Source organism: Xenorhabdus sp. Sc-CR9, assembly GCF_963897815.1.
GTDB lineage: Bacteria > Pseudomonadota > Gammaproteobacteria > Enterobacterales > Enterobacteriaceae > Xenorhabdus.
In genome coordinates this window covers 1-1,569 of sequence record NZ_CAWQTY010000061.1, presented here as the reverse complement: position 1 = coordinate 1,569, position 1,569 = coordinate 1, and the positions used below count along the sequence as shown (strand labels likewise).

At 52.3% G+C, this 1,569-nt stretch carries 2 protein-coding genes and 1 pseudogene; all 3 read left to right on the top strand.

Annotated elements, in window-relative coordinates; translation table 11 throughout:
• Positions 1 to 402: pseudogene (locus AACQ81_RS03290) on the top strand (baseplate J/gp47 family protein); the annotation flags it as partial.
• Complete coding sequence (locus AACQ81_RS03285) at positions 395 to 1,051, top strand: phage tail protein (protein ID WP_237388471.1); 657 nt, start codon at positions 395 to 397, stop codon at positions 1,049 to 1,051. The pseudogene AACQ81_RS03290 and the gene AACQ81_RS03285, both read left to right, overlap by 8 nt.
• Positions 1,052 to 1,060: 9 nt before the next feature.
• The coding region (locus tag AACQ81_RS03280; protein ID WP_237388470.1) for a phage tail-collar fiber domain-containing protein at positions 1,061 to 1,569 on the top strand (509 nt) is incomplete at its 3' end.

The following is a 1,569-nucleotide window of genomic DNA, read 5'->3' as shown; positions in this document are numbered from 1 at the left end:
GGCGTAATCAGCCAGCCCTTTATTGACGCGGTGAACGATTACATCAGCAATCAGGGGCATCACGGGCACGGGGATGATATGCAGTGTCTGCCGATGCCGGAAACGCATCATGCACTGGCAGTGACACTGTTTGTGGCGAATCTGGCGAATTACAGTCAGGAGCAAATCACCCGCCTGAAAACGGATGTCGGCAACCTGATACGTTGTGCCTTTCGGGAAAATACCGAGTACCCCGTGAAGAAAACATGGCCGTACTCGCGATTTTCTTTTTCCAATCTGGGGCGTGAAATTCACCGTGAGTTCAGCGAAATAGAATCATTGGCCTTTTCACTGGGCGACATCCTCAGTGAACTGAGTGTACCGCGACTGCAATCATTAACTGTCGAGGTGAAAAATGGCTGAGTTCAGGGAACGCCTCGCCCGGCTGGCGTTGCCTTCATGGATGAACAAGGGCGAGCCTGCCAAATTGTTGCAGGCGGCGCGGGCATTCTGGTTAACCGTCTATGACTGGTTAAAGTGGCCACTGGCGCAACTGGACGCCGAAACCTGCGCCGAATCGCTGTTATCGGTGCTGGCTTACCAGCGGGATATCCAGCGCTTTAACGGCGAACCGCTGCCGCTGTTTCGCAAGCGGGTGAAGTACGCCTTTATCAATGCCAGAGATGCAGGCAGCGTCGCGGGATTTATTGCCATTTTTGAACGGCTGGGCGTGGGTTATGTGGAATTGCTGGAGCGCCAGCCGGGCATTGACTGGGATGTGATTATTCTGCGGCTCAGCGATGGACAAATAGCATCTAACCCTGATTTGCTGATGAATATCATTCGCCAGTATGGCCGCACCTGCCGCCGCTACCGCTTTGAGGTGATCGCAAAAAATCAATTATTCATGCGTGTGGGGAGCGTGGGGGCAGACTATTGCTGCTATTACGCGGCGATGCCGACAGAACCGCTTTTATTAAGGGTAGGACACATTTCGGGGGAATCCGTGTGTGACAATGCCCGCTTAAAAGAAAATAACGCATCGAATGTCACTTACGGTGCCTCATTATAAGGAAATACTATGTCTTCAGTCATTACTGTCGATTTTGAAAAATGGAAAGCCCAGCAAGTCGCTGCCGGGCATTCGGTGGTGTTGGACGAGTTTGTCTTTGCTTATGTGCCTAATCTTGATCCGTCAAAGGAGATTAACCGCAGCGAGAAACTGCCTGCACAAAATCAAATCGTCCACCGTCAGGCGGTGAATAAAACCGGACTGGCCAGCGAGAACGCCGTGGCTTACAGCGTCACACTGGGCACGGAAGTCGGCAACTTTGATTTTAACTGGATTGGGTTAATCAATAAGGCCTCGGGCGTGATTGGCATGATCACCCATGCCCCCACCCAGAAGAAAATCAAAACCGCCAATGGCTTGCAGGGCAATGCCCTGACCCGTTCTTTCTTGCTGGAATTTGACGGTGCCGCGAAAGAAACCGCCATCACCACAACCGCGGAAACATGGCAGATTGACTTTACCGCGCGTTTGTCGGGCATGGATGACATGCAGCGCCTGATTAATACCGACAGCTACGG